Here is an 18,918-nt window from a genome sequence, read left to right as displayed (position 1 = left end):
CTACCCTACCCCAGGCCTTCACTTAGCGCCAGTGTCAACCGAACAGTAGTGAGAAAAGCTTACTTTTTTATACCGAAGTAGCTAGACACTAGACTGACGTTACGAGATCAGCAACCTACTATTTCTTTCATAAGCAGAACGCCCCTACGGTAAAGTAGAGGCGTTCTTTTTCAATCAGGACCCGATTAACGTTTGCGGGGGGCCTTGCCTTGGCTCACTGACGTGTCGGTCTTTTTGGCCTCGCTCGGTGGGTTCTCAACCGTGGTTGCCTTATTGACGGCCGTTTTTTTGACCGCAGGCTTGGCCGGGCGTGCTTTATCAAACAACGCTTTTACCTGTACAAAACGTTCTGCCGCGTGTTCAGTAAGCTCACCGCTTGCTGCAAACACCTGCTCCAGGTTTTTAATATAGCCATCAATCGCACTGTTGCTTTCACCGGCCAGTAACTCAGGCAGCGTATTCAGTGCCCTTTCACGATCAAGTTTTAAAATAAAGAATTGCTCGCGCACCAACCGCTTGAATTCGCAAAGCTCGATGTCTGACTCAAGCTTCGTCCTTGTGGCACGTAACTGCTTGAAGTTGCGCTCATCGGTGGAGGGTGCTCCACCCAACACGTAGATTAATGAACGCATAATCGCTTCATGCGCGCCCCCTTGAGCAATGCGCTCACCTAACTCTTCCCGGCGCCGCGCCAGGAAGCGACGATGCTCAGGCTCAGCGCCCGGCCTCCTGCGGTGTACATGCGCATCACCATAAAGTCCGACAGCCGCCTGTAGCAGTGGCTGGCCATAGACATCCATAAACAGACGCTCTGTACTGCTATCACGCAGATCGCGCCAGGCATTCAAGGCGGCGACGATCTGGTCAGAATGCATCGTCTCTAGCGCTTTAAAGAGATTGTCTGGACCAATTTCCTGACGGTTCTTGCGTATTGCTTCCGCCATTACCGGCAGGGGGACAGATAAAGGATTGCGGTCCGACAGCAGCTTGTAGCCCAAGCGGATAGGATGCATACGCCGAATAAAGCGCGCTGCTTCTGGCGTCATTATGGCCCGCAACCAGGGCTGCACATACAAACGATACAAGCCCAAATTTATCTCAGAAATTCGGGCAACCGTCGCGAAACGCCGGTCATCGTCCGCATCATGCTGCACTTCACGATCCAGCTCTTCAAAGTTACGCGGCGTAAATTCCAATAAGTAGTCACGCTCATACAGCGCGGCATCGCTACCCTCTGGCGCCTCGGTAACCGAGGTTTCATACAGCCCCGGTGGCAGCACATCGATGTAGTCCATATTGGCAGTAAATTCAGAGTGCTCTTTGCGGGATACGCTGCCGGATACGAAGATCCCCAAATGGCCGGTCGTATCATGCATGCAGTAGACGATGGTCTGGTCGTTGGCGATGATATCGTCGGTATCTTCGTATAGATCACGGATCCAGCCCAGCGCCTGAGGGGGCGGGGTAATGTCGTCACCACGCGAACAGAACACCACCACCGGTGAACGTAGATTACGCAGATCAATCCGCCGCCCGTCACGGGTTACCAGTTGGGCCGTCGACAGCCGGTTACCGACAAATAAATTATCGACGATGTACTGGATTTCTTCGCCACCCAGAACCACGTGCCCGCCCCACCAGCGCTCAAAATCAAGATAACGCTCAGTTTCTGTGTCGATGTTAGCGTACAGGTGGTACTGCTTTTTCCAGTACGTATTGGCAGGATTCAAGCGCTCAAAGTTTTGCACCAACCAAGCGCCATCGAATAAGCCGTTACCCATATCACTGGTGAATGCGGTGATCCAGCTCCCCCCCGTCATGCCGCCGGTATAACGCATGGGCGCATTGCCATGCACCCCCGCCCAGTAAGAGAGCGGCGCCCCCGCGATCAAGATAGGCCCAAAAACGTACGGCTCAAGTGCGGCCGCCATCATCAACTGCCAGCCCGCTTGGCAATTGCCTACCACCATGGGCTTTTCGCTTATATCAGGATGCAGCTCAATCACATGGCGTAGAAAAGCAACTTCTGCCTCGACAACGTCCTCAACCGTTTGCCCCGGTTCAGGGAAAGGCAAGAAGCCGATAAAGTAACAAGGGTGCCCTGCTTTTAACGCCACGCCTAACTCACTGTCAGGCTTAAAGCCACCAATACCAGGACCGTGCCCTGCACGCGGGTCAACCACCACGAACGGGCGCTTGCGGGGGTCAGTGACGGTATCTTCAGGGGGCAATACACGCAGCAATTCATAGTTGGTCGGCTGGGCAAGCGTGCGACCATCAAGCAGCACTTCGGTTTTAAACCCAAGCACACTCGGCTTGGTTTGTTCCATGTGCTCCAGATACTGGTTGCCACGCTCGCGCATTACATCCCAATAGAGCACGCTACGCTCAACGCTATCTCGCCAGTAATCGGCCGCGGCACGCCCAAACCCAAAGGGGTCCATGAAAGAGGAGAGCGCCTCACTGCCCGGTAGCAGCGTGGAGGAGTCGTTTGACTGCCCCCAAAAGGTACGTGTTAATGAGTTAGCGGTAAGCAAAGGGTTGGCGAGAAAATTCATAGAGTCTCCCTAGGGTGAATGCGCTGGCGATCAACCTAAAAACCATGATGCTGCGATGCAATATAGCTTAAGCCACTTCTCAACAGACGTCGATGGGTAACACCACTGATTTACCGCAAGCGCTGCAAACTAGCGACACGGCGGGCATAAACAGTGGTAGCATTTTTAGGCAGCGTTAGTCATTCGTAGCGCTCGCCGTCTTATTCGCCGCCGGAGGGCAATTCTCTTGAGGTTGTTATGTCATCCCCTAAGCTGCTCAATCGCCTAACGTTTCGTCAATTACAAGTCTTCCAGGCAGTATATCGCCAACGCTCTTACTCACGCGCAGCAGAACAGCTAGGGCTTACCCAACCCGCCGTCAGCGCTCAGATACGCCAACTGGAGCAGGCACTTGGCCAGCCGCTGTTTAAATATGCGGGAAAAACGCTGCATGTGCTGCCTGCCGCCGATACGCTGGCGCTATCAACAAGAGAAATCTTTAGCCAGCTCTCCCGGTTGCAGATGAACCTGTCAGACATCAATGGAAAAATTTCCGGGGAGCTCAACCTGGCCGCCGTGTCGTCAGCGCAATACATCGTGCCGTATATACTGGCCCGCTTTCGCGCAAGCTACCCTGATATTCATGTGCGCTTAAAGGTGTGTAACCGCAGCCAGGCGCTTGAGCGCTTGGCCGAACAGCAAGATGACCTGGTGATTATGGCCATGGTGCCCGAGGATGATCGCTTAGTCGTGACGCCCATCATCGATAATGAACTAATAGCAGTGGTATGGCCTGACCACCCTTTACTCGCCATGCTGACGCCTACCCTGGCTGATTTTTCCCGCCACTATGTGTTAATGCGCGAACCAGGCTCTGGCGTGCGCAATGCCTTTGAACAGCTTGCTGCTTATCAAAAAGTCGCGCTGCCGCACCGTATTGAGCTCGGTACTAACGAAGCCATCAAACAAGGGGTTATGGCACATTTAGGCGTGGCCGTGCTGCCACGGCTTGCCGTGCAGCTAGAGCTTGAACAGGGTCTTTTGTTTGAACTGCCGCTACCGGACTTTCCCATCCGCCGCGCATGGTGCACGGTTTATCGCCTTGAGCGCTTTCCCACACCTGTGGCAGAGCTTTTCATGCGGTTTATTCACGAGCATGTCACTGAGTATCAAGACTACTTTGCAGCATCTCCTAGCCCCTTACCAAGCCACGGTGTTGCCTGTTTGCCCATGCCTGTAAGCTAAGTTGACGGTGTCTTGTTAATCACCAGATATGTTACATTACACCTACTACCTATGTATTAATTAGTAATCTGTTAATTGGCAACGTATTAATCGGCATGATTGGGGGGCAAGCGCTTACGTTTCTATGATAAGCCTTGCCTGCCGCACAGTAGAGAGGCTCTATTCCTATGAGCAACAACCCCACACAGCGTGTACCCAGCGGCCAGAAATTCCGTAATGAACACGGCACAACGGCGATCAAGGATGGCATGAAGGTGCGCAGCGCGCAGGCTGAAGCCCCGTCTCTTGAACGCAAGCCCAAATGGCTGCGCGCTCAAATTCCCGGTGGCGAGCGCTTTGAAGCCGTTAAGCGCAATGTCTCTGAGCATCGTCTAAGTACCGTCTGTGCTGAATCACACTGCCCTAACATGGGCGAGTGTTGGAGCAATGGAACTGCCACCATCATGCTGATGGGGTCTGTGTGTACCCGCGCATGCCGTTTCTGCGCCGTTGATACGGGCAACCCCAAAGGCTGGCTGGACCACGAAGAGCCCGAAAACACCGCCAAGTCCGTTGAATTAATGGGGCTTCGCTATATCGTCCTAACATCGGTTGATCGTGATGATCTGGACGATGGCGGTGCGAACCATTACGCAAGCTGTATCCGTGCTATTAAAGCGCGCACACCAGACGTGGTCGTTGAAGCGCTGACACCTGATTTCGATGGTGAACACGCAGCCATTGAGAGCGTTGTGGATTCGGGCCTTGAAGTGTTTGCGCAAAATGTCGAAACCGTTGAACGCCTGACCAGCCGGGTTCGCGACCCCCGTGCAGGCTATCGCAAAACACTCGACGTTCTGGCCTACGCGAAAAAGCATCGCCCCGATGTCATTACCAAAACCAGTATTATGCTGGGTCTTGGCGAAACCGATGAGGAGATCCTGCAAACGTTTGATGATCTTCGTGAAATTGGTGTCGATATTGTGACACTCGGCCAGTATCTGCGCCCCACGAAAAACCACCTGCCGGTTGAGCGCTGGGTAAGCCCTGAAGACTTTGATCGCTACCGTGTGCTAGGGCTTGAAAAAGGCTTTATGGAAGTGCCTTCCGGCCCGCTGGTTCGTTCAAGCTATCGCGCTGACCGAGTGTTCGAAAAGAACAACCTCGGGCTGGCCTCACCGGCAGCGATCCCCGGCCAGGAGTCTGACCCTAATATTATTCCCGCCCTAAATGTAGGCTGAAACAGAATTAAGCACGGGCTTAATCAGAGTAAGTCTAAAACAAGAAGCCGCCGCGAATATTAACTATCGCGGCGGCTTCTTTTTATGTACTACCATACGGAAAACACTGCGATTAGCCGATAGTCACCAGCTCTCTGTTCAGCTTTAGTGCCAGCGCAGATGCCAGTTGCTGGCCTACGTGATGCTCATTAGGCAAAGCAACAAGATCAGCCAAGCGAGTGACCGCCATACCTGCGTAGCCACAGGGATTGATGCGCTGAAAAGCAGAAAGGTCTCCATCCACATTCAACGCGACGCCGTGGTAACTGGCCCCCCGCCGAATTCGCAAACCCAACGACGCTATTTTGGCCTCGCCCATCGGGCTTTTGACATACACACCCGGTGCATCTGGGCGCGCATGTGCACTGACGCCATAGTCGGCTAACACCGTAATGACTGCATTTTCCAGTGCAGACACCAGGTCACGCACGCCTATTTTACTGCGCCGAACATCCAATAACGGATACAGCACTATCTGCCCAGGGCCATGATACGTTACCTGCCCGCCACGGTCGGTTTGCACCACCGGTATGTCGCCTGGCATCAATAGATGTTCAGGTTTGCCTGCCTGCCCCTGGGTGAAGACAGCGTCATGCTCTACCAGCCAGAACTGATCCGGCGTCTCACTGTCACGAGAGTCCGTCAAGGCGCGCATTTCTTCCCAAACAGGCAGATACGGCCTGCGACCCAAGCAGTGCAGCTCAACAGGTGCAGAACGACTCACTCACACCACCATATGAACACGGCCAGTGGCTTTTAGCTCTTCAAACAGCTGGCTAATTTGCTGCTCGCTGGTCGCATTAATCGTGATGCGAACGGATTGAAAACGACCGTTTCGACTATCCACCACTTGCAGCGTCGATTCATCAAAATCCGGTGCGTGACGCACCACGATTTGACAAACACAAGCCGTAAAATCCTCAGCAGCATCACCCACTATTTTTAAAGAGTAGTCACAAGGAAAAGTGATCTTGGGGGTTTCTTCTGCCACCGGCTCGCGCAGGTCTCGAAATCCCTTTTTCGTATCCTTAGTCATAACGCGCCTTTTATTGAAGGTAAAAAAGGCCCAGGACGCACCTGAGCCGAATCACTTAGTCAGTGAAGTTCGCAATTAAACCGCTGAAGAAGCGCTGAACCTGATCAAAAAGGCGTTTAAACAGCCCGCCCTCTTGCACATTTTCAAGCGCTACCAACTGGCGCTCGCCAACCATCTCTTCACCCAAGTAGACCTCTAGCGTGCCCACATCATCACCTACCGCAATAGGTGCTTGTAAATCAGAGTGTAGATTAAGACGAGCACGCAGCTCTTCATTACGGTTACGTGGAAGGGTCATAAACACTTCTTCATCCACCCCCGCACGCAATTCGTTAATGTCACCACCCCAAACACGCGGCGTTGCAAGCACAGCACCACGCTCGTAGAGGTTCATGGTTTCGTAGAAACGAAAACCATAGCTTAAAAGCTTCTGAGTTTCCTGTGCGCGCGCTTCATCCGAATTGGTGCCCATCACAACCGAAATAAGCCGCATGCCATCGCGCTCAGCTGACGACACCAGGCAGTAGCCCGCAGCATCTGTCCAACCCGTTTTCAAACCATCTACTGACGGGTCACGCCACAACAGGCGGTTACGGTTGGGCTGATCAATTCCACCATAGGAAAAGTGGCGCTGCGAGTAGATCGCATAGTGCTCAGGGTAATCATTGATGATATGACGTGAAAGCCGCGCCAGGTCATGCGCTGTTGAGTAGTGATTATCAGAAGGAAGACCGGTTGCATTTTCAAAGTGGGTATTTTCCATCCCCAGTCGAGCCGCATGCTGGTTCATTAAGTCAGCAAAAGGAGCCTCCCCACCAGCCAAGTGCTCTGCCATGGCCACGCTGGCATCGTTACCTGACACAATAATAATGCCGTGCAGCAACTCCTCGACGGGGACCTGGTTGCCCACTTCAATAAACATTTTTGAGCCACCAGTCCGCCAGGCGTTTTCACTGACATTGACCAGATCATCCAACGTGATGGTATCGCGATCCAACTCACGCTCGACAAGGTAGGCGGTCATGAGTTTGGTCAAGCTTGCAGGCGCCAAACGTTCGTCTGAGTTGTGCTCAACCAGAATTCGTCCGCTATTGGCATCCATTAAAATCCAGGAACTGGCAGCGAGCTGCGGAGCGGCTGGAATAATCGTTTGCGGCTGAGGTATGACTTGAGCCGCAGCCGGCAACGCAACAGCCGTCATGGCCGCAAACAAACATAATTGGGCAGAGCGGCGAATCGACACGAATACATTCATCACTAACATCTCACTTGCAAGAAAGTGGCGCTAAGCACCAAAGAATATAAAAAATGAATTATCTCACGATAAAAACTTGAGGAAACCCCGCTTGGCGAAGTGCTTCCCGAGCTTGGGTCTCTTGAGCCGGTGTTACTGGCCCCACCTGCACACGATGCACATTAGCCTCATTCATTACACGAACGCTGTGAGGCAATTCGTCTGTCAATCGCTGGCTAAGCTTACGAGCGCTATCAGCGCTTTCCAGCGCAGCAATCTGAAGGTAATAGCCGCCTGAAACCTCACCCTCAGCGGGGTTATTAGAGGCCACAGACGGAGCTGCTTGAGGTACAGATGCGGCTGGCGCGGGCTCCGCAACGGGCGCATCCTCATTCGGCGCAGTACTCGCGGGCGCTCCGCCGCGCTCAGCTAGCCAACGGTCAGGCTCAATGGCCTCGACTTTTACTCGCCCTGTTCCATTATCCAATATATCCAACCGGGCGGCGGCTGCGTAAGAAAGATCTATTTCTCTATCGCTATGAAAAGGACCACGGTCGTTAACACGGACAATCACCGACTGCCCGCTGTCCAGGCTGGTAACGCGTGCAAAGGTAGGCAACGGTAGCGAGCGATGCGCCGCCGACATTTTATACATGTCGTAAATCTCGCCATTTGAGGTCGCATAGCCATGAAATTTTTCGCCGTACCACGAGGCCAAACCTTGCTTGGCATAGCCAGAAGCGTCCGGCATTACATGGTACTTTTCACCCCATACTTCATAGGTTGAGCGGTTGCCCCCCGCAGAACGCGGTTCATTACGTGGTACAGCATCCGGCACGGTGGATACATCCGGCGGCGCAACAGGATACGCATCCCCATGCATGGCATAGCGCCCACCTCCACTGGCAGTAGTACTTGCGGCGGGTGCAGCGTCAGGTTGAGTTTGAGTTGGCGTAGCAACGCGCTGAGCTTCACGATTCGCGCAGCCGCTTACCACTATTATCAAGGCGATCATACTGCCTACTTGCCAGGTCCTTGATTGCAACATGCTCATCCTTGTTCCTCAGCCCGCTGTTGAATGGCCTCAGCTAACTCTGTCACTGCCATGGCGTATAAATGACTGTGGTTATAGCGTGTAATAACATAAAAGTTGTTTTCACCCAGCCGATAGCGTAGCTGTCCATCATCCATCTCAAACACCAAGGGCATCACAAGCAAAGTATCGTTAAGCGCTTCTTGCGGTTCAATCCCTTGCTTGGCTGTCTCAGCCACACTCATGGTCGGCGAAGACGTTTGGTTAAACGTCAGCGCCTGGGGCAACACTTCCGGTCCCGTTGCTTCATGATAAATGGCACCATCACGCCGCCAGCCATGCTCAGCAAAATAATTCGCGACGCTACCGATGGCATCCACTGGGTTTTCCCATAAATCACGAATGCCGTCATCGTCAAAATCAACGGCATAGGCCTGGTAACTAGTGGGAATAAATTGAGGATACCCCATTGCGCCTGCATACGAGCCATAAAGTTCAGCCGGATCGACCTTTTGCTCATGGGCGATCTGCAAAAAAGCAGCTAGCTCACCACGGAAAACCCCCCCTCGACTGGGATGATAAAACGCCAGCGTAGCCAGTGAGTCCAGCACGCGATGGCGCCCTTTATGGCGGCCATAGTACGTCTCTACGCCAATAATGGCGGTAATAACATTACCCGGCACGCCATAAACATCTTCCGCACGCGCCAGGGTCTCAGCGTGCGCTTGCATAAAGGCAGCGCCCTCTTCGATACGCTGCTCCGTTAGAAATATATCGCGGTACTCGTGCCACTTTAAGCGGCGCTCTGCCGCGCCTTCCATGGCATCCAGCACCGCTTGAGAATATGCGGCTTGAGAGAAAGCATCACGTAACCACGCTTCCGGTATGCCTTGGGCGATTAACTCATCTACCAATATCTGGGTGCGTTCATTATGTTGCAGGTCCACCCCTTCCGCCGAGTGCTCCTCTGCGAATACGGCAGGCATCGAACACGCTATTAGCGCGGCAACAAGGCAACTGCCAGCTTTATTTCGGGCCCTTTTTATCAACTCACCACTCCTTTGAAAACACACCGTCCTGACTGAAATACTAACGTGGCAATAGCCGACGATGGGCATGAATAGACATGAGAATACCGAACCCTGCCAACAAGGTCACGCTAGAGGTGCCGCCATAACTCACCAAGGGTAGCGGCACGCCTACCACGGGTAAAATACCGCTAACCATCCCCACGTTGACAAACACATAAATGAAAAAGGTGAGAATGATACTACCGGCAAAAAGGCGTCCAAACGTATCCTGTGAAGAAGCCGCCAACCAAATACCGCGACCTACGATCATCAAGTAAAGCGCCAATAAAACCAGCATCCCGATAAGCCCAAACTCTTCACCCAATACGGCAATAATAAAATCAGTATGCCGCTCAGGCAGAAATTCAAGCTGCGACTGCGTGCCCCCCAGCCACCCCTTTCCCCATAGCCCTCCACTACCAATGGCCGTGGTTGACTGAATAATATTCCAACCCGAGCCTAGTGGGTCGCTTTCTGGATCAAGAAAGGTTAATACCCGCTGACGTTGGTAATTGTGCATGTTCATCCACAAAAGCGGCACGCACGCAGCCAACAATCCACCAACAAATCCAATCAAGCGCCATGAAAGACCCGCGAGCAAAACCACGATGACAGCCGCACTGGCCACCAGTAACGATGTACCCAGGTCCGGCTGAATAGCGGTCAATACAACCGGCACACCAATGATCACCGCGCACACCACAATATCCTTTAATCGCGGTGGAAGCTGGCAACGATTCAAATAGGCAGCCACCATTAACGGAACCGCTAGCTTCATCATCTCTGAGGGCTGAAATCGGATAACGCCAGGGATCTCAAGCCAGCGCTTAGCCCCCATGCCAATATCACCGGCAATTTCCACTGCCAATAACATGATGACCCCTGCGCCATAGGCAAAGGGTGCCCAGCGTAAAAACGTGGTCGGTGACAGCTGCGCCAATAATGCCATCACTGCCAGCGCAACGCCAAACCGCATCGCCTGAGCGATTACCGACTCAATACGCTGGCCAGACGCACTATATAAAACCAGTAGGCCACCCACCATTAAGACCAATAAAAGGCCTAATAACCAAGGGTCAATATGGATGCGTTCCCAAATACTTTTACGTCGCGCGATACCGCTATCGGGCGGTCGAACGGGATAACGACGCAATGGGCGGGTAATCGTCTGCCAGGGCATAGGTCAGTTCCCCTCCACTTGAGCGGTATCTTCTTCCAACACGTCGCGTACATCATCTGCGTCAGGCGCTTCATCTTTTAAAAGCCATGCATCGGTCATGGCGCGCGCCAAATGCGCTGCATGGGTACTGCCGCCGCCCGCATTTTCAACGATAACCGACACGGCAATTTGGGGGGAATCAACCGGCGCAAACGCTACAAACAAGGCGTGATCTCTCAGGCGTTCCTCAAGCTCATCGGCGTTATAGCGCTGGTCCTGGCCCAAAGAAAACACCTGAGCCGTTCCCGATTTGCCGCCCATTCGATACTCAAGGCCAACGCCAGTCCGCCGTGCAGTGCCTTCGCTACCGCTGAGCACTTTCTCCATACCGCTAAATACCCGGTCCCACCAGGCATCATTTTCCAGCTGAATATCGTCCAGCGTGTCGGGTAAATCTTCACGAAGCAGCGTATCGCCCACCTGGAGAGCTAAGCGGGGTTTTACCCAGTGGCCCCGGTTGGCAAGCGTTGCCGTTGCGCTTGCCAGCTGCAACGGCGTTACTTGCCAGTAACCTTGGCCAATACCTACTGACAAGGTTTCGCCGGGGTACCACGGCTGGTTAAAACGCTCCCGCTTCCATTCGCGAGACGGCATCAGCCCAGTGCTTTCCCCTTGAACATCGTAGGCGACTCGCCGCCCGAATCCGAACCCATTCATCCGTTCATGTAGATTATCGATACCTAAATCATGGGCCAATGTGTAGTAGTAAGTATTATTAGACACAGCTAATGAGCGCTCTAAATCCACACGACCATGCCCCCAGCGCAACCAGTTCCGGTAACGCCGGGAGTCATTAGGCAGTTGATAATAGCCTGGGTCGCTAATCGTGCTGTCTGGGGTAATAACCCCCCCAGCCAGTCCCGCGAGGGCTAAAAAGGGTTTAATGGTCGAGCCAGGTGGATAGTGACCACGAATAGAGCGGTTAAAAAGAGGTAAGTCCAGGTCGTTCTGCAAGCCGCGATAGGAGGCAACATCGATCCCGGTCACAAACTGGTTGCTGTCAAACCCAGGCGTCGACACCATGGCCAGAATCTCGCCCGTTGCAGGCGCAATAGCGACGATCGACCCACGCCGCCCATCCATTAATTCATAGGCAAGCGTTTGTAGAGACTTATCAATCGTCAGCGTTATGTTCTTCCCAGGCACAGGGTCGGTGCGACCCAGCTCTCTTAATACTCGCCCTCGGGCGTTGGTTTCGACTTTACGCAGGCCTGCTTCGCCATGAAGCTCCTCTTCATAGAAGCGTTCAATGCCGGTTTTACCAATAAAGTGGGTGCCGGCATAACGGCCGGCATCCAAATTTTGCAGCTCATCAACATTAATACGCCCTACATAGCCCAGCGTATGGGCCATAACGTTTGAATCGGGATAGTAACGTAGCAGTTGGGCTTCGACTTCAACGCCTGGCAGGCGGTGGCGATTAATCGCGAGCCGAGCAATTTGGGCTTCACTCAGATCGCTCATTAAGAGCGCAGGTTGGAAAGGACGCTGTCGCTGGCGTGAACGTACGTTAAAGGCCTCGATATCTTCTTCTGGCAGTTCCAGCAATTCCACTAATAGGGCCAGCGTTGCATCAAGGTCATCAACACGCTCACGCACCAGCGTCAGGTTATAAGTAGGCCGGTTTTCAGCTAACAGCACACCATTTCGGTCATAAATCAAACCTCGATTAGGTGGCAGCGGCTCAACACGCACACGGTTTTTTTCTGACCGCGTGGTGTAAATTTCATGTTGAACAATTTGTAAGTAGCCTAAACGCCCTACCAGAAGACCGGTAAGCGTTATAACGACCAGAACGGCAAGAAGTGTTCTGACACGAAAAATGCGCAACTCTTGCTCAGAATTTTTTAGCGTGTCACGGCGCTGGGGCATGGCAACAGATGACTCTCAAATCAGACGATTGACGCAACACAGCCAACAAATACCACCACCTTTTGAGCCGTTAACGGTGGTAGGGGTGACCAACCAATAGCGTCCAGGCACGATAAAGCTGCTCGGCCAGCATGATACGAACTAACGGGTGCGGCAGCGTTAACGGTGACAATGACCACGCTTTATCGGCTATCGCAGAGAGGGAAGGTTCAAGACCATCAGGCCCACCGACCAGCAATACGATATCGCGGCCCTCCATACGCCAGCTATCCGCTTCCTGGGCCAGTTGTTCGGTTGTCCAGGGTTTGCCTTTTACTTCCAGCGCAACCAGATACTCATCACCCCGCAGTTTATCGCGAATGCGTTGAGCCTCTTGAGCACGCGCTTTGGCAATATCTGCATTTTTACCGCGCTGGCCAAGCGGGATTTCTTCTATTTCAAGGCTGAAATCCCGAGGGAGCCGTTTACGGTAGGTTTCAATGCCCTCTTCAACCCAAGCAGGCATTTTCGTACCTACCGCCAACAGCCTTATTCTCATGACATCGTGGCTCGCTCTTCAAAAAGCGTGCGTGCCTCATCCGTCATGCTTGCATCGCTAGGCAGGTCTGCCCAGAGGCGTTCAAGGTCATAAAGTGCACGGGCTTCCGGCATCATGATATGAACAACAATGTCACCCAGGTCGACCAATACCCAATCCGCATTATCACCGCCTTCAACACCGCGCGGCGCAAGACCGGCTGCCTTGGCTTTTTCTACGACGTTTTGCGCAAGTGCCGCAACATGCCGGGTAGACGTACCACTAGCAATCAACATAAGGTCGGTAACCTCAGTTAAGCTGGAAACGTCCAGTTGAGTGATATCGCGTGCTTTAAGGTCTTCTAACGCATCAAGCGCTAGGCTTTTCAGTGTATCGATGTGCATGACTCCTGCAGATAACCTCGTATGGTGTTCGGCTAGCAAAGCGGGCCATTGTAACGGCTTCTTGCGTGACTACCAGCGCTATTCAACGTCCTGGTAAAAGCCTTTATGTAAAATGGCCTCTTCAACCGCTTCCGGGAGCAAATACCGAACGCTTTTTCCCTCACGCAGCCGCTGACGAATATAGGTCGCTGAAATTGCCATCATCGAAGGGAACGACAGCAGTAAAACGCCACCGCAGGGGCGCTGCATCAGCGAGTCCACGCCTTCGACTTCACGTTGCCCTACCAGTTCCCTTAATTCATCAGACCAGGGTGTTTGATAGCCAGGCCTAGCCATCACTACCAAGTGAGCGAGGGAAAACAACGTGTCAACCTGCTGCCACTGAGGAAGGCGTAAAAAGGCATCAAAGCCAATCACCATTACTAAACGTGCCTGTTCACCATATTCAGCCCTCAGTTCAGCAAGCGTATCAACGCTGTAGGATGGCCCTTCGCGGCGCAGCTCACGGTTATCCGCGTAAAGCCCAGGCGTAGTGCCAATCCCGGCTTGTAACAACGCCATTCGTTGCTCTGCCGACACTTGTGGTGCACCACGTAAAGGCGGCTTTGGCGCCGGTATCATATGCAACTGGTCAAGGCCCAATGCTTCTCGCACTTCCAAAGCACTGCGTAAATGGCCATGGTGAATAGGGTCAAATGTCCCTCCCAGCATGCCTGCTTTTATGGGTACTGAATTCATATCGACCTACCACTCATAGCGCTGCAAAACTCATATCGTACACGCCTTATTGGCGAACCTGGCCATCGCCGAATACAACGTATTTACGCGTGGTAAGGCCTTCCAAACCCACCGGCCCTCGCGCATGCAGCTTATCGGTCGAAATGCCAATTTCAGCACCTAATCCATACTCGAACCCATCGGCAAAGCGGGTTGAGGCATTAACAATCACAGAGCTTGAGTCCACCTCGGCCATAAAACGGCGCGCCAGAGAGTAGTCCTGGGTCACAATAGCGTCGGTATGGTGCGAGCCATAGCGCTCAATATGCGCAATCGCCTCTTCCACGCCATCCACTATTTTGATCGCTAGTACCGGTGCAAGATATTCGGCGTACCAATCTTCCTCGGATGCCGCCAAGGCCTGAGGAAGCAGCGCTTGAGTGCGTTCACAGCCTCGTAGCTCAACCTCATGTCCTGCGTAAGCCCGCGCCAGCTCTGGCAGCAGCAAATCAGCCACCGGCGCATCAACCAGAAGTGTTTCCATGGTATTGCAGGTGCCGTAACGATGCGTTTTAGCATTGACCGCGATAGCCAAGGCTTTAGCTGGATCAGCCGTGGTATCAATATAGACGTGACAAACACCATCAAGGTGCTTGATAACGGGCACTTTAGCGTCACGCGAGATTCGCTCAATGAGCGATTTCCCACCACGCGGGATAATGACATCCACGTAATCTGGCATGCTGATCAATGCGCCGACGGCGGCACGGTCGGTCGTCGCCACCACCTGAACGCAGTTAGCAGGCAGTCCCACATCCACCAGTCCTTGCGTAATGCATTCGCCAATGGTTTGATTGGACGCGCTCGCCTCTGACCCGCCGCGTAAAATGCAGGCATTGCCCGATTTTAAGCACAAACTGGCCGCTTCAAGCGTTACATTGGGGCGTGATTCGTAAATGATGCCAATGACCCCCAAAGGCACGCGCATTTTGCCTACCTGGATGCCGCTGGGACGGTAACTCATATCGTCTATCTCACCCACCGGGTCAGGCAAGGCGGCCACTTGACGCAGCCCTTCAATCATCGCATCAAAACGGGCGTCATCAAGCGCCAAGCGGTCAAGTAACGCACTATCCAGACCATTTTCCTTACCGCGCTGCATATCCTGAGCGTTGGCGTCTAAAATACGCGCGCGAGCCGTCATCAGCTGCTGCGCTATTGACTCAAGGGCACGATTTTTGATGCCGGTATCGGCACGACGTAGCTCGCTTGCGGCTGAACGCGCTGCCTTTCCAAGCGCCTGCATGTATGCGGGAACATCACCGGCGGTGAGTTGCTGTTGAGCCTCATCTTGTAAGGGCGTTGAAACGCTCATGCTGTCTCCCTTTATCATCATGCACGCCGCCATCATTTTATCTGGTCAGGCGCGTCGTAATTGTGTCCAGTAGTAGGCAATATATTACGCTACTTAAACGTTATAATGAGCATTTTAAGTTTCACACTTGGTCCTGTCACCGCTGATTAGACGACGGGGAACGTACATGGAGTTCGTGAAGGTGAATAGTAAGCCACCATGCAAAGCAAATACAAAATTCACTTGCTTAGAGCCAATTTACTCGCCGCAGCGGCTGCACTAGCGTTCTGGACATTGGGCGCACAGCCCATGGCCATCCTGCTGCTTTGGCTCTCCGTCAGTTGGCTTTGCATTACAGCTCTGCTTCTGGACTTTAGTCATCGTCATTCCAGAGGGCTACCCTGGCAAGTGCTGCCGGGCTTATTACTGCTGGGATTAATTGCCAGCGCACCAGAACAGCATGATATGTTGATCTGGGCGTGGGCGGCCATATTCATGCTACCCCAGGCGCGCTGGATTCTTGTACTTAATGCCATGGCCGCACTACTTAGCGGCGCCTTAATAGCGCCACAATTGTCCTTTCCAGCCGGGGGGCTAATAGTGCTGTTATTGGGCATACTGTGCTTACTGGCGGTTTCTAGCGCACGCCAATTGGTTGATATGAATGGGGCTATCGGCCAGCGTTTGCGGCTTATCCCAAAGGTTAATCTTTGGGCTGGCGAACAGTTGCTGCGCGATCTTCCTCGTGAGCAAACCCGTTCTGAGCGCGAGGCTATCTACGCAGAGCTATTTATATTGCAGGTTAAGCGGCGCCAGCTTTGGCCCACCGCAAAAAAGCTTTGTGAGCTAACCTACTCCTTTGAGAACACCTATCGTCTGAATAGCACAACGCTTGCCGCCTTGATGCTTTCTCGCTCGCCACAAGAAGCCACACGCCGTCGCACGCAGCTCCAGGCAGCACTTCCTGAAAATGTGGTGAGCCATCATGAGCCGCTAATGGATATTGAGCCCTCAACCTTAACGCTTGAACACCTCTGCAATACCCCCACAACGCTGGGTTCCTCATGAACAGCTATCCATTCTCCAAGCGGCTAATGATCATCACTTACAGTACCAGCCTGGTAGTAATGATGGGGTACGCGTTATGGCTTTATAAAATGGGCAGCTACCGGAGCTTATGGGTACCCGCGTTTGTTACCCTGGCCCTATTAGCGGCCCTACTGATGCATTTAGGGCAGGGATTAAAGGGATACATATCTCAAATACTGCTGGTAGGCAGCACCTACCTCACGGTATTAAGTACGCTTTCTATCTCTAACGCATCAGCCATCTGGCTTGGCCTACCCATCACCTCTGCTTTTATACTCTTACCCCTTTGGCTTGCCTTGGTGCTGACGGGGGTGCTTGGCCCCCTTGTCTGGTTGTTTATCTCTCACCCGACACCTGAGCCACCCTTCTATCTCGGCTATGTTATTTTGCTTTTACTGCTGGCCCTCCCTCGATGGGAGCATGCTCGCCGCCGCGCATTACTACAGGCCACCGACCCCTATGATTGTCACTGTCGCGCCTACAACTACGAAACGCTAAAGGAGCGCTTAAACAACGAATTTCAGCGTGCTGCCATGCTTAACAAGCGCTTAGCGGTACTGGTCATTCACCTGCCACAGCTGGATATGGCCGAAGAGCAGTTCGGCTCTCGAGCTAAAATCGCGCTACTTGATACACTGTGTAGCGAAGTGATAGGTCGCTGCCGTGATCATGACATACTGGGGCGCGCTGGCGAGGCCACCTTCTGGCTGGTGCTGCCCGACACCAGTGAAAGCGGTGCGCTGCTGGTTCGTGAGCGGCTACAGCATGCACTTTCCCAGTGTGTATTGGTTGAAACCGGTCATCTTGAAGCCCGCATTGCAGCTTGTTTGCCTCATAAAGAGAGCTTCGAGCGCTATATACAACGCCTGCACGCCCGTGCTCATGCGCTGGCAAACGGATGACAGCGTATCGCCCTTCAAGGAGTCCCTCGTGTCTTTAGTCGAAACCTTTCAACAGCTCTCGCTCTCTCCTTTCATGCTTCTTCTGCTGATGCTGCTCATTTCGCTTGCAGAATCGTTAGCATTAGTGGGCCTGTTGGTGCCCGGCGTGGTGCTGATTACGGCAGTGGCCTCCCTGGCGGGGCATGAGTCTATCGGGATAGTGTGGTTAGTAATGGCCGCCTTTTTAGGCGCGGTGATCGGCGACGGCATTAGTTTCAGGCTTGGTTATCGCCACCATGCACAAATCACTCAACGCTGGCCACTTTCCCTACATCCGGAATGGCTAGGCAGAGGCTCCCGCTTTTTTGATCGTTATGGTCTTTACTCGGTCTTTATTGGCCGATTTGTTGGCCCGGTAAGACCCGTCATTCCGCTCATAGCGGGCATGATGCGGATGCCACCCCGTAATTTTTTATGGGCAAATATCACATCTGCCGCACTGTGGGCACCTGCCTATGTACTGCCAGGCTATTTGCTCGGACGAACATGGCAAGAACACCTTGATTTACCCCCGGGCATTGAAACAGCGTTGCTCATAATAGCCGCCAGCGTGGTGGTACTCGCGGTAGTGTTCTCCTGGGGGCGAGCACAGGTGGGCCGTCATGGACGCCTCTACCTTGCTACCGCCCGTTTAGCACGTCGTATTCCGTTTATGCGCCGCCCCTGGCTTGTCATGAGCCAATCTGGCGAAGTTCCTCTCGCTTCGCTGCTGCTATTTATTATTGCCTTAACCTGCCTTTCGGGTTGGACACTGCTGGTTGTGCATCACAATGGTCCATTGACGCTCGACCTCTATATCCAACGGCTCTTTAGCTGGCTTCAAAGTGACACCCTTATCGCTATTGGTGCCGTATTTGCCAAAATTGGCGACAAGTTGGGCATTGCTGTCCTGTTGCTGCCGTGGGCACTATGGATGATCTTTTATAGAAGATGGGATGCCTTGCTGCATTGGGGAGCGGCGGTGGGAGGCGTAGCGCTTCTTAACACACTGGGTAAAGCCATTTTCGGGCGTGCTCGACCTGACACCCCCGATTACCTGACCGGCTCGCTCTCTTATCCGAGTGCCCATACGTCAACCTCGGTTGTCGTATTGGGCCTGGCCGCCGCGTTTATTGCCTCAGAGCTACCTCTCCAAAAACGTATCTGGATCTATTGGGTGGCGATTGCTTTGGCGGTGCCAATGGCACTGTCACGGCTCGTTATTGGCGTGCACTGGTTTAGTGACCTGGTCGGCGGCGCTCTGCTTGGGCTGATGATCTGTGCGCTGGTTCGTTTAAGCTGGCAGCGCTATCCTCGAAAGCCATTAACGCCCTGCCCTTGGCTGCTATTGGGGTCGGCCTCGCTGGTGTTAATCAGCCTTCGCGTGATTTTCTTCCCACCGGTTTAAGCGG

At 53.3% G+C, this 18,918-nt stretch carries 17 protein-coding genes; 5 read left to right on the top strand and 12 right to left on the bottom strand.

Annotated elements, in window-relative coordinates; all coding sequences use genetic code 11:
* Window positions 1-185: 185 nt before the first annotated feature.
* The gene (locus INT20_RS09015) at window positions 186-2,558 is read right to left on the bottom strand and encodes a DUF3141 domain-containing protein (protein WP_226912109.1); all 2,373 of its coding nucleotides are present in this window, start codon (window positions 2,556-2,558) and stop codon (window positions 186-188) included.
* Between the two features lie 237 nt (window positions 2,559-2,795).
* Here INT20_RS09015 and INT20_RS09010 point away from each other — a divergent pair, with 237 nt between their 5' ends.
* Window positions 2,796-3,782 (top strand): LysR family transcriptional regulator, encoded by a 987-nt coding sequence (locus INT20_RS09010; protein WP_193053129.1) that lies wholly within the window; start codon window positions 2,796-2,798, stop codon window positions 3,780-3,782.
* Window positions 3,783-3,949: 167 nt separating this feature from the next.
* Window positions 3,950-5,002, top strand: coding sequence for a lipoyl synthase (gene lipA / locus INT20_RS09005; RefSeq protein WP_193053130.1), 1,053 nt, complete (start codon window positions 3,950-3,952; stop codon window positions 5,000-5,002).
* Window positions 5,003-5,114: 112 nt separating this feature from the next.
* On the opposite strand, the gene lipB is transcribed toward lipA, so the two are convergent.
* From lipB to INT20_RS08950, 11 genes are all read right to left on the bottom strand, one after another.
* Entirely contained in the window at window positions 5,115-5,765 is a 651-nt protein-coding gene (lipB, locus tag INT20_RS09000) for a lipoyl(octanoyl) transferase LipB (RefSeq protein WP_193053131.1), read from the bottom strand.
* The gene (locus tag INT20_RS08995) at window positions 5,766-6,077 is read right to left on the bottom strand and encodes an HP0495 family protein (RefSeq protein WP_193053132.1); all 312 of its coding nucleotides are present in this window, start codon (window positions 6,075-6,077) and stop codon (window positions 5,766-5,768) included.
* Window positions 6,078-6,132: 55 nt separating this feature from the next.
* Window positions 6,133-7,332 carry a D-alanyl-D-alanine carboxypeptidase family protein gene (locus INT20_RS08990; RefSeq protein ID WP_193053178.1) on the bottom strand — a complete coding sequence of 400 codons (1,200 nt, stop codon included), beginning with the start codon at window positions 7,330-7,332 and terminating at the stop codon, window positions 6,133-6,135.
* Between the two features lie 58 nt (window positions 7,333-7,390).
* Window positions 7,391-8,365: a septal ring lytic transglycosylase RlpA family protein gene (locus INT20_RS08985; protein WP_193053133.1), complete on the bottom strand. Its 975-nt coding sequence runs from the start codon at window positions 8,363-8,365 to the stop codon at window positions 7,391-7,393.
* Window positions 8,362-9,330 carry a lytic murein transglycosylase B gene (mltB, locus tag INT20_RS08980; protein WP_193056808.1) on the bottom strand — a complete coding sequence of 323 codons (969 nt, stop codon included), beginning with the start codon at window positions 9,328-9,330 and terminating at the stop codon, window positions 8,362-8,364. Before mltB ends, INT20_RS08985 begins: the two co-directional genes overlap by 4 nt.
* A 103-nt stretch (window positions 9,331-9,433) precedes the next feature.
* A complete protein-coding gene (rodA, locus tag INT20_RS08975; RefSeq protein WP_193056807.1) occupies window positions 9,434-10,594 on the bottom strand; it encodes a rod shape-determining protein RodA in 1,161 nt (386 codons plus the stop codon).
* 3 nt (window positions 10,595-10,597) lie between these two features.
* Entirely contained in the window at window positions 10,598-12,505 is a 1,908-nt protein-coding gene (mrdA, locus tag INT20_RS08970) for a penicillin-binding protein 2 (RefSeq protein WP_193053136.1), read from the bottom strand.
* 70 nt (window positions 12,506-12,575) lie between these two features.
* Entirely contained in the window at window positions 12,576-13,043 is a 468-nt protein-coding gene (rlmH, locus tag INT20_RS08965; protein WP_193053137.1) for a 23S rRNA (pseudouridine(1915)-N(3))-methyltransferase RlmH, read from the bottom strand.
* A complete protein-coding gene (gene rsfS, locus INT20_RS08960; RefSeq protein ID WP_193053138.1) occupies window positions 13,040-13,426 on the bottom strand; it encodes a ribosome silencing factor in 387 nt (128 codons plus the stop codon). Before rsfS ends, rlmH begins: the two co-directional genes overlap by 4 nt.
* 78 nt (window positions 13,427-13,504) lie before the next feature.
* Window positions 13,505-14,164 carry a nicotinate-nucleotide adenylyltransferase gene (gene nadD, locus INT20_RS08955; RefSeq protein WP_193056806.1) on the bottom strand — a complete coding sequence of 220 codons (660 nt, stop codon included), beginning with the start codon at window positions 14,162-14,164 and terminating at the stop codon, window positions 13,505-13,507.
* Between the two features lie 46 nt (window positions 14,165-14,210).
* On the bottom strand, window positions 14,211-15,518 hold the full coding sequence (locus tag INT20_RS08950; protein ID WP_193053140.1) for a glutamate-5-semialdehyde dehydrogenase: 1,308 nt from the start codon (window positions 15,516-15,518) through the stop codon (window positions 14,211-14,213).
* Between the two features lie 198 nt (window positions 15,519-15,716).
* On the opposite strand from INT20_RS08950, the gene INT20_RS08945 reads away from it, so the two are divergent.
* The 3 genes from INT20_RS08945 to INT20_RS08935 are packed head-to-tail and all read left to right on the top strand — an operon-like array spanning window position 15,717 to window position 18,914.
* Window positions 15,717-16,565: a hypothetical protein gene (locus tag INT20_RS08945; protein WP_172118362.1), complete on the top strand. Its 849-nt coding sequence runs from the start codon at window positions 15,717-15,719 to the stop codon at window positions 16,563-16,565.
* Window positions 16,562-17,488: a diguanylate cyclase domain-containing protein gene (locus INT20_RS08940; RefSeq protein ID WP_193053141.1), complete on the top strand. Its 927-nt coding sequence runs from the start codon at window positions 16,562-16,564 to the stop codon at window positions 17,486-17,488. Before INT20_RS08945 ends, INT20_RS08940 begins: the two co-directional genes overlap by 4 nt.
* Before the next feature lie 28 nt (window positions 17,489-17,516).
* Window positions 17,517-18,914, top strand: coding sequence for a bifunctional DedA family/phosphatase PAP2 family protein (locus tag INT20_RS08935; protein ID WP_193053142.1), 1,398 nt, complete (start codon window positions 17,517-17,519; stop codon window positions 18,912-18,914).
* The last annotated feature ends 4 nt before the right edge of the window (window positions 18,915-18,918 follow it).

This window comes from Halomonas citrativorans, assembly GCF_014898005.1.
Taxonomy (GTDB): domain Bacteria; phylum Pseudomonadota; class Gammaproteobacteria; order Pseudomonadales; family Halomonadaceae; genus Vreelandella; species Vreelandella citrativorans.
This window is presented reverse-complemented; position numbering and strand designations above follow the sequence as displayed.

What these genes read in the sequence shown, in the direction of transcription:
- INT20_RS09015 (WP_226912109.1), bottom strand. Translation starts at nt 2,558, where the DNA reads ATGAATTTTCTCGCCAACCCTTTGCTTACCGCTAACTCATTAACACGT.
- INT20_RS09010 (WP_193053129.1), top strand. Translation starts at nt 2,796, where the DNA reads ATGTCATCCCCTAAGCTGCTCAATCGCCTAACGTTTCGTCAATTACAA.
- lipA (WP_193053130.1), top strand. Translation starts at nt 3,950, where the DNA reads ATGAGCAACAACCCCACACAGCGTGTACCCAGCGGCCAGAAATTCCGT.
- INT20_RS08995 (WP_193053132.1), bottom strand. Translation starts at nt 6,077, where the DNA reads ATGACTAAGGATACGAAAAAGGGATTTCGAGACCTGCGCGAGCCGGTG.
- INT20_RS08990 (WP_193053178.1), bottom strand. Translation starts at nt 7,332, where the DNA reads ATGAATGTATTCGTGTCGATTCGCCGCTCTGCCCAATTATGTTTGTTT.
- INT20_RS08985 (WP_193053133.1), bottom strand. Translation starts at nt 8,365, where the DNA reads ATGAGCATGTTGCAATCAAGGACCTGGCAAGTAGGCAGTATGATCGCC.
- mltB (WP_193056808.1), bottom strand. Translation starts at nt 9,330, where the DNA reads ATGCCTGCCGTATTCGCAGAGGAGCACTCGGCGGAAGGGGTGGACCTG.
- rodA (WP_193056807.1), bottom strand. Translation starts at nt 10,594, where the DNA reads ATGCCCTGGCAGACGATTACCCGCCCATTGCGTCGTTATCCCGTTCGA.
- mrdA (WP_193053136.1), bottom strand. Translation starts at nt 12,505, where the DNA reads ATGCCCCAGCGCCGTGACACGCTAAAAAATTCTGAGCAAGAGTTGCGC.
- rlmH (WP_193053137.1), bottom strand. Translation starts at nt 13,043, where the DNA reads ATGAGAATAAGGCTGTTGGCGGTAGGTACGAAAATGCCTGCTTGGGTT.
- rsfS (WP_193053138.1), bottom strand. Translation starts at nt 13,426, where the DNA reads ATGCACATCGATACACTGAAAAGCCTAGCGCTTGATGCGTTAGAAGAC.
- nadD (WP_193056806.1), bottom strand. Translation starts at nt 14,164, where the DNA reads ATGAATTCAGTACCCATAAAAGCAGGCATGCTGGGAGGGACATTTGAC.
- INT20_RS08950 (WP_193053140.1), bottom strand. Translation starts at nt 15,518, where the DNA reads ATGAGCGTTTCAACGCCCTTACAAGATGAGGCTCAACAGCAACTCACC.
- INT20_RS08945 (WP_172118362.1), top strand. Translation starts at nt 15,717, where the DNA reads ATGCAAAGCAAATACAAAATTCACTTGCTTAGAGCCAATTTACTCGCC.
- INT20_RS08940 (WP_193053141.1), top strand. Translation starts at nt 16,562, where the DNA reads ATGAACAGCTATCCATTCTCCAAGCGGCTAATGATCATCACTTACAGT.